Annotated in this window: 7 protein-coding genes; 2 read left to right on the top strand and 5 right to left on the bottom strand. The window is 40.8% G+C overall.

Annotated elements, in window-relative coordinates; all coding sequences use genetic code 11:
- Positions 1–16 precede the first annotated feature (16 nt).
- From BIZ36_RS19165 to BIZ36_RS19180, 4 genes are all read right to left on the bottom strand, one after another.
- Positions 17–1,642 (bottom strand): sodium:solute symporter, encoded by a 1,626-nt coding sequence (locus BIZ36_RS19165; protein ID WP_187459487.1) that lies wholly within the window; start codon positions 1,640–1,642, stop codon positions 17–19.
- 33 nt (positions 1,643–1,675) lie between these two features.
- Positions 1,676–2,377, bottom strand: coding sequence for an L-ribulose-5-phosphate 4-epimerase (locus tag BIZ36_RS19170; RefSeq protein ID WP_187459488.1), 702 nt, complete (start codon positions 2,375–2,377; stop codon positions 1,676–1,678).
- Positions 2,374–4,059 (bottom strand): ribulokinase, encoded by a 1,686-nt coding sequence (locus BIZ36_RS19175; protein WP_187459489.1) that lies wholly within the window; start codon positions 4,057–4,059, stop codon positions 2,374–2,376. The genes BIZ36_RS19170 and BIZ36_RS19175 overlap by 4 nt, the downstream gene beginning before the upstream one ends.
- 77 nt (positions 4,060–4,136) lie before the next feature.
- Positions 4,137–4,832 (bottom strand): NUDIX hydrolase, encoded by a 696-nt coding sequence (locus BIZ36_RS19180; protein WP_222937472.1) that lies wholly within the window; start codon positions 4,830–4,832, stop codon positions 4,137–4,139.
- 392 nt (positions 4,833–5,224) lie between these two features.
- Here BIZ36_RS19180 and BIZ36_RS19185 point away from each other — a divergent pair, with 392 nt between their 5' ends.
- The gene (locus BIZ36_RS19185) at positions 5,225–5,575 is read left to right on the top strand and encodes a DUF2200 domain-containing protein (protein ID WP_187459490.1); all 351 of its coding nucleotides are present in this window, start codon (positions 5,225–5,227) and stop codon (positions 5,573–5,575) included.
- A 5-nt stretch (positions 5,576–5,580) separates the two neighbouring features.
- Here the strand turns inward: BIZ36_RS19185 and BIZ36_RS19190 are convergent, their stop codons facing one another.
- The gene (locus tag BIZ36_RS19190) at positions 5,581–6,399 is read right to left on the bottom strand and encodes a 3-keto-disaccharide hydrolase (RefSeq protein WP_187459491.1); all 819 of its coding nucleotides are present in this window, start codon (positions 6,397–6,399) and stop codon (positions 5,581–5,583) included.
- A 309-nt stretch (positions 6,400–6,708) separates the two neighbouring features.
- Here BIZ36_RS19190 and BIZ36_RS19195 point away from each other — a divergent pair, with 309 nt between their 5' ends.
- The gene (locus BIZ36_RS19195) at positions 6,709–8,040 is read left to right on the top strand and encodes a sulfatase family protein (RefSeq protein WP_187459492.1); all 1,332 of its coding nucleotides are present in this window, start codon (positions 6,709–6,711) and stop codon (positions 8,038–8,040) included.
- Positions 8,041–8,387 lie beyond the last annotated feature (347 nt).

The raw sequence follows: 8,387 nt of genomic DNA on the forward strand, positions 1-8,387 counted from the left end.
ATCTACTTTTTCTTCTTTATAAACTTAGGGTACTAAAGGAAATCATTATATACACCACAATTAGGAGTACCACCACTGAGGTAACAATATCCCAAATATTGTAACTGCCTTTTCCTTCTTCTTTTTGTTCTGCGGATACGCTACCGAATGTCAAGCCGGCCAGTTGAGTTTGAGATGGTGCAGGATAGAACATACTTACAATAATCGCTATGGCAATACACATGGCGAAAAAGTACGCGCCGAACACCAACCAATTAATATCGGCCAGTTGAAACATAAAACTACCTTCGGCAAAACTCGATTTTAAAATTTCTAAGGTCAATTTGGTGAAACCAATAAGAAAACCACCTACCAGAGTAGCGATAGCGCCATTGGCATTGATTCTTTTATAGAATATTCCTAAAAGGAACACCGCCGCAATCGGGGGCGAAATGTATGCCTGTACGTTTTGCAGGTATTCGTATAATCCGTCGGATAGCGTGGTGATGATAGGAATCCAAAGAAGACCCAAACCAACTACAAAGAAAGTCGCGATTCGGCCTGTTTTTACCAATTCTTCTTCGGGCTTTTCGGGTTTTAGTTTTTTATAAATGTCCAAGGTAAAAAGAGTGGAGCACGAATTAAAGACCGAAGCCAAAGAGCTCATCAAAGCCGCTAAAAGCCCTGCAGCAACTAATCCTCGTAAGCCGGAAGGCATCAAGTTGCTCATCAACACCGGAAAGGCCTCATCCGGACTGTCCCAATCCAATTTTCCTTGCATTTTCAATCCCAAAGCAACAACACCGGGGATTAAGAATAGAAATACCGGCATTAATTTGAGTAACGCTCCAAAGATACTTCCCCTTCTACCTTCCTTGATGTTTTTAGCGGTGAGCACGCGCTGCACAATAACCTGATCGGTACACCAATACCAAATACCCACTACGGTACTGGTAATGAACAAGGGCAGCCACGGATAATCAGGGTCAGAATTAGGTCGCCACATATTGAAATAATCGGCACCTACGGTTTCTTTGAGTTCGCCCCATCCGCCTACGGCATCCAATCCTAAATAGGTAAGAATCCCGGCTCCAATGACCAATACAATCGCCTGAATGGTTTCCGTATATACTACGGCACGCATTCCGCCCAAAACCGTGTAAAGTCCCGTGAGAACCACCGTTGCTACGGCCCCAATCCAAAAAGGAATTCCCAACAGCGCCGAAACGACCACCCCACCGGCATAGATGGTTACCGACACCTTTGTCAAGATATAGGCAATCAATGAAACGATGGACAATACCCAACGAGAGCGGGCATCAAACCTTCTTTCCAAAAATTCTGGCATTGTAAACACCCCACTACGCGCGTAAAACGGTAAAAAGACCCAACCAAGCATAAGAACGAGCCAAGCATGCAGTTCATAAATGAGCAACGGCATTTTGTCTCCTGCCCCGTTTCCGGCGAGACCTACTACATGCTCAGAGCCAATGTTGGAAGCAAATATGGAAGCACCTACCACGAACCAGCCAATATTTCTACCGGCGAGAAAGTAATCCTCTGTATTTTTTTGTTTTTGCATGATGACCCACCATGCCACTCCTAAAAGTACCAGAAAATAGAGGGCGATTACCACCCAGTCAAGCGTATCCAATCCTTTCATAATATAGTTTTAGTTGATTGAGAAAAAAGGTTCTTATTCTTGACCGTAATAGGAGTTGCCCCCATGTTTACGTTCAAAATGTTTCTTTTTAAGAGCCTCTTTAAGTTGTTTTGCATTTGGGTTGATCTGCAAAGTTATGTGGGCCATTTTGGCTACCTCTTCGCAAACCGCACTGTTGTAAACCGCCTTATGAACGGTCTTTCCCCAGGTAAATGGGGCATGGTTACCTACTAAGATCATTTCAACCTCATTATGGTCAAAACCACGTTCTTTTAAGCAATCTATTATTTGATACCCTGTCATATGCTCGTAATCTCCTTGAATGTAATCGTCTTTCATAGGAGGCGCACAAGGGATGTCCGATGTCAAATGATCCGCATGGGTGGTACCAAAAATGGAAATATCTTTAAGTGCCTGCGCCCAAGCCGTTGCGTAGGTGGAGTGCGTATGCACCACACCGCCAATCTCGCTCCATTCTTTATAAAGTACCGCATGTGTCTTGGTGTCGGATGATGGTCTCATGCTGCCTTCCACTACATTGGCGTCAAAGTCACAGATCACAATATCTTCCACTTTTAAGTCGGCATAAGGCACTCCGCTTGGTTTGATGGCAAAAACGCCCTTATCTCTATCCACCGCGCTGGCATTGCCAAAAGTGAACAACACCAAACCAAGCTCTGGCAGTCTCATATTGGCTTCGTAAGCTTCCTCTTTTAGAGTTTTATATACGCTCATTTTACAGCTTGTTTCATGATGTGAGGTTCCATTACTTCGGCCAAGGCATTGTACTTTTTGTAAACTTCTTCGTAGGCCGCTACTTTAGAAGCTTCGGGATGGTACACCGTTTCAAAATCACTTCCCATTTTTTCCACTGCTTCAGGAACATTTGCAAATTTTCCGGCAGCGACTGCACCAAAAATAGAAGCTCCTAGTGCACATGCTTGCTCAGATTGTACCACTTTAATAGGCATGTTGAGTACATTGGCCATCATCTGCATGATAAAAGGCGATTTTTTGGCCACACCGCCCAAAGCGACCACCCCTTTGATGGGAATACCTTCGGATAAAAATCGGTCTACAATTTTTTTGGCTCCAAAACAGGAAGCTTCTACCAATGCCCTAAAAATCTTAGGAGAGTTGCTTCCTAGGTTGATCCCCGCAATGACGCCTTTTAAATTTTGGTTGGCATCGGGGGTTCTTCTACCGTTCATCCAATCCAGTGCCAGTTCGCCCGAAGCCCCAATGGGTTCTTTTTCGGCGGCTTTACTGAGTTCTGGAAGGATTTTTTCCACAGCCTCTGAAATCAACTTGCTCTTGGTTTTTTCATCTATCAAGCTTGAACTTCCAATCAACTCCTTAATGGGCCACGCCAATAACCTTTCAAACCAAGCATAGATATCGCCGAAAGCGGATTGTCCAGCCTCTAACCCCAACATTCCCGGAATGACCGAACCATCTACCTGCCCGCAAATACCCTTGACCAGTTTTTCCTTTCCTTCCATAGGAGCTACCAAAATATCACAGGTAGATGTACCCATGATCTTGGCCAAATAATAAGGTTCTGCTTGGGCCCCAACAGCACCCATGTGGGCATCGAAAGCGCCAACGGCCACTTCAACATTTGTTGACAGACCTAGACGTTCGGCCCATTCGGTACTTAATGTCCCTGCCGATACATCAGAGGTGTATGTTTTAGTAAACATTTGGTCTCTTAGCCCATCTAAAATGGGGTCTAAGGCAGTAAAGAAATCGTTGGAAGGGAGTCCACCAAATTCTTCATGCCAAAGAGCTTTATGACCTGCAGCACATCGGCTGCGTTTCATTTCTTTTACGTCATTGCCACCAGTTAATAAGAAAGGCACCCAATCGCAATGCTCTACCCATGAATAGGCTGCACCCAATACGGACTCATCAGCACGCGAAACATGTAAAATTTTAGACCAAAACCATTCTGAAGAGTAAATTCCACCCTCATATTTAGAATAATCTATCTCCCATTTTTTGCAGAGTTCGTTTATTTCTGCAGCCTCTTTAATGGCTGTGTGGTCTTTCCATAGCACAAACATGGCATTCGGGTTTTCCTCAAATCCTTCCAGTAAAGCTAGTGGGGTTCCTTGTTTGTTGACCGCTACAGGGGTTGAACCTGTGGTGTCTATTCCAATGCCTACAATGTTTTGAACCACATCATCTTCAACTTGGGTCAGAACAGTTCTAATTGTCTGTTCAATCCCTTCCATATAATCCAAAGGATGTTGACGAAATTGATTGGTGGAGGGGTTACAATACTTGCCCTCTTTCCACCTTTTATAATAATGTACGGAGGTTGCCAATTCTTGTCCGTTTGATAGGTTTACCAAAAGGGCACGAACAGAGTCCGATCCAAAATCCAAGCCTAAGCTATAGTTGTTCAAATCCATGAGTAGAAAAATTGAGGCACCTTCCACTATTTGGGTGGCCCCAAATACGGTAAGTTTCCTATGCTGTGTTTAGTTGGTTATATGTTGAAGTTTTTTACATAATTATATTTGTCCTCATCAAACTTGTAGAGGTAGGCACCTTTTTTTGATTCGGTTTTGTCCTTTTCATTCAGCTTGATTAGAAAATCCATGGAATTCAGTTTTTTTCTAAAGTTGCGTTTGTCTATTTCCTCACCTAAAATGGCTTCATATAATTTCTGAAGCTGAGGCAGGGTAAATTTTTCCGGTAAAAGATTAAAACCAACAGGACCGCTTTTTACCCTTCTTCGGAGTCTTTTCATTGCAGCATCGATCATCTCCTTATGGTCAAAAATCAGTTCCGGTAAATTATCAATAGGAAACCACTCCGCTTTATAACTCTTAACCAGTTCATCATTGTAATCCTTCTTTAGAACCAGGGCACTATAGGTTACTGAAATTACCCGTTCATAAGGATCTCTTTTTGCTTTACCGAACGCCCGTACCTGTTCCATATAAACGTCATCTAGACCCGTAAGTTCCGTAAGGACCCTATGAGCGGCATCATCTAAATCTTCATCGTTATGAACAAAACCTCCAATTAATGACCAACGGTCTCTTTCAGGCTCAAAACTTCTACTTACCAACAGTAGTTCTAAATTACCGTCATTGAAGCCGAAAATGAGGCAATCTACTGCCACTGTAATTTGTTGGACTTCTTTATAAGCCCTGTTTATCTGAAATGGTTTTTGCAAAGCGTTTCAAATTTGGTGTTAAATATAGGACAAAAAATATAATAGTGTTCAGTTTACACTTTTAAATATTAAAAATTTGTAAACCTAAATTGAATTTAAAAAAAATCACTATTTGCTAAAATACGGTTATTTGTTGCTTTTACCCAGAAGTTAAAGTCAAAAGACTGATGAATTAATAATAATGAAATCGTAAATAGGGTAAACAATCTAATTTCTTTACCTTTCCAAGACTAACTTTCTGGCTTTCAATAGTAATATTGGGTTGGTCGTATCTTACAGAGTTTATAGTTGTTTAAATATATAGCAGAAGTTTCAGTTAGGAATTCAATTTTATTGGGAGCCTTTATAAAGGTGTTCTTCTTAAGAAACTTAATATGGAAAAACTTAAAATCATGAAAAAACATAGAATTTTTACCACTTCATTTGCCAGTGTGTATCCTCATTATATAGCCAAAGCTGAAAAGAAGGGTAAAACTAAGGAAGAAGTACACCAAATAATTTATTGGCTTACTGGTTATGACGAAAAAGGCTTAACTGACATTTTGGAAAACAAGACTGATTTTGAGACCTTTTTTTCAGAAGCACCTCAGCTCAATTCAAATGTTGATAAAATTAAGGGAGTCATTTGCGGATATAGGGTAGAGGAAATTGAAGACCCTCTAATGCAAAAAATAAGATATTTAGATAAACTGATCGATGAATTGGCCCGAGGCAAGGCCATGGAAAAAATTCTTAGGTCGTGAAGTGTTTAATACTCCAGTAGTTCTATTTTTCTAAAATCAATGGGGTGACTATTTGATTGTAAGGAAATGTACCCGCTGGTAACTTCTTTTTCCCCGTCCTTTATAAAAGCTTTGGCATATTCGTTTTCTGAATCGTAAACCGGGTCCGAATAGTTCATGATTTCCTCGCCATTGACATAGTGAGTGACATGGCCATCTTTGATATCAATTTCTATGGTAACCCATTGGTCGCCATGAAAGGTTTTGCTCACCTTTGCGGGATTGCAAAATTCAGTATTGGGTTTTCCATCTACGGAAACATGCATTCCAATTCCACAAATGGCTCCCAGCGGACGTTCGTCTGTACCATTCCCTCCATGAAGATTATACTCCAAACAAATAGGAAATTGCTGGTTTAGCGCAACGGTTTCGGGGTTTTGGGTGTGAATTTGTACTCCACTATCCCTATAGCCCCATTCCGGAGCACCTGGAGCGGTTTCTCCCACAAAACGATATTCAGCCCTAAGACGGTAATTTTTCAACTCCTTGTTATAGAACAGCGCGCCAAACCGATCATTGAATTGGGGTCCGTACTGATCATATCTGATTTTAAGAATACCCTCTTCTACTCGAAAGGTATTGCCAAAATTCTCTCCCAAAGGATAGGAGTTGATCTTCATCGTCCAGCCCTCAAGATTTTTGCCATTAAAAAGGGGTTTCCAATCCGTCGCCAATTGCTCGGTAACGTTAATAGATGTATCGGATTCTTTTTTCGTTTGCTTTTCACCACAGGAAGCGGTTACAATCAGATTGAGAATTAAAAATAATCTAGAAAAAGCTGTCATAATAGTTGAGTGCTGTTGATGCCCTTAAATATACTCATAATACGCATGAAAGTTTCTGGTTTGTTCAGTCTAAGCGAAAGTCGCCGTTTTTATGGAGTCCGGTATTAACAGTATAGTACAGGACACTCTTTCATTTTGAGCACGTTATATTTGATTGGAAGTGAGACATAAAATGATTCAGAGGTTGGGTATTGACGTTAGAATGCTTTTGTTCTCGAAAGACAATTGCTAGTAAAAGGTTGGGTTGGTCACTTGCTTAATTCATTCAATTAAAAAGTAAGACAGAAAATAAAATGGACAAATAATAGGATGAAAAAATTGGCAGTTATTACAGGTTTTATTTTGGTTGGTTTAATTTCATGTAAAGAGCAACCTGGTAAAACGTTGGATAAAAAAGCACAGATTCAATATCCCAATATTGTTTTCATTCTATCCGACGATCAAGCATGGACCGATTATGGTTTTATGGGCCATGAGCATATTGAAACCCCAAATTTAGATAAGTTGGCAGCAGAAAGCCGCACTTTTACCCGGGGTTACGTGTCGACTTCTTTATGTTCACCATCTCTTGCATCTATTATTACCGGTGTTTACCCCCGTGATCATATGGTGTTGGGCAATGACCGAGTGCTTCCGGGCGATTTAAAAAATGGTAAGCCAGCTTGGACACTTCCTTGGAGGGATGAAAATTATAAACCCGTAATCGAAAACTTCAAAAAGCTCAAAACATTACCAGACATTTTAAAAGAAGAAGGGTATCTCTCCTTTCAGACCGGTAAATGGTGGATCGGAAATTATGAAAATGGCGGATTTGATTATGGCATGACCCATGGCGACCCCAAACGAGGTGGGCGACATGGTGACTACGGCCTCGAAATAGGTCGTAAGGGAATGGATACCCTTTATAGCTATATTGACCTGGCCCTAGAAAAAAAGAAGCCGTTTTTTATGTGGTACGCGCCCTTTTTGCCACATGCCCCACACAATCCGCCAGAGGCACTTTTACAAAAATACTTGCCAAAAGCTCCCTCTGAGTATGTGGCAAAATATTGGGCCATGTGTGAGTGGTTTGATCAAACATGTGGTGACTTGATAAACTACATCGATGAAAAAGGGGAAACCGAGAATACCATTTTTGTTTATGTCTGTGATAATGGGTGGGTTCAAAATGAAAATAACACTACTTACAATCCCATTTCAAAACGGTCACCTTATGATTTGGGAATGCGAACACCGATCATGTATAAATGGAAAGGAAAGATTACGCCTGAAATTGATGCACAAAATTTGGTCAGTAGTTTAGATATGGTTCCCACGGTGCTGGATTTGATCGGATTGGAACGCCCAGATGATTTAGATGGTATCAATGTATTGAACGAGGCGGAACAAAATAAAAGAGAAGCTGTTTATGGGGAAATTTATGAGCACGATTTCAATACGGTTGAAGAAAGTCTTAATTACCGTGTAGTGATGACAAATCCGTACAAGTTAATTCTCCCAAACCCTAAGAACAAACCAAATGAGGAGGTTCAGTTGTTCAATATATATAAGGATCCTTTTGAAGAAAACGATTTAGCTCCTAACCATAAGGAAGAGGTAAGTGAGCTCCAACAAATTTTAGAGGAGAATTGGGTCAACTGATTTACAATTGAAAGGTACCTTAACGTAATATAAATATTGGGCTATAGTGCTTGCACCTAAAGCGTAGGGCGGCAAATGCTTAAAAGTAGATTGGTATAGGAAATCCTTGGGGTATAACAAAAAAGAGCCTTGTTCTAAAACAAAGCTCTTTTACGAGAACACTATATGAAAATGAAAAAATTACTTCTTGATTAACTACACGTCAAACTTACGCCAGTGCTGGAGGTTTACCAACAAAATGATGTGTTTGCCTGTAAATCTGTTGTGAGATGGCTTTTTAGTGTTATGTAGTTTTTCTGACCGATACATGTTGCAATAATGCTGCTGAAGTAGGATACATAAATACC

It is taken from the genome of Cytophaga sp. FL35, from assembly GCF_014349235.1.
In the GTDB taxonomy this organism is placed as follows: Bacteria; Bacteroidota; Bacteroidia; order Flavobacteriales; family Flavobacteriaceae; genus Euzebyella.

What these genes read in the sequence shown, in the direction of transcription:
- BIZ36_RS19165 (WP_187459487.1), bottom strand. Translation starts at nt 1,642, where the DNA reads ATGAAAGGATTGGATACGCTTGACTGGGTGGTAATCGCCCTCTATTTT.
- BIZ36_RS19170 (WP_187459488.1), bottom strand. Translation starts at nt 2,377, where the DNA reads ATGAGCGTATATAAAACTCTAAAAGAGGAAGCTTACGAAGCCAATATG.
- BIZ36_RS19175 (WP_187459489.1), bottom strand. Translation starts at nt 4,059, where the DNA reads ATGGATTTGAACAACTATAGCTTAGGCTTGGATTTTGGATCGGACTCT.
- BIZ36_RS19185 (WP_187459490.1), top strand. Translation starts at nt 5,225, where the DNA reads ATGAAAAAACATAGAATTTTTACCACTTCATTTGCCAGTGTGTATCCT.
- BIZ36_RS19190 (WP_187459491.1), bottom strand. Translation starts at nt 6,399, where the DNA reads ATGACAGCTTTTTCTAGATTATTTTTAATTCTCAATCTGATTGTAACC.
- BIZ36_RS19195 (WP_187459492.1), top strand. Translation starts at nt 6,709, where the DNA reads ATGAAAAAATTGGCAGTTATTACAGGTTTTATTTTGGTTGGTTTAATT.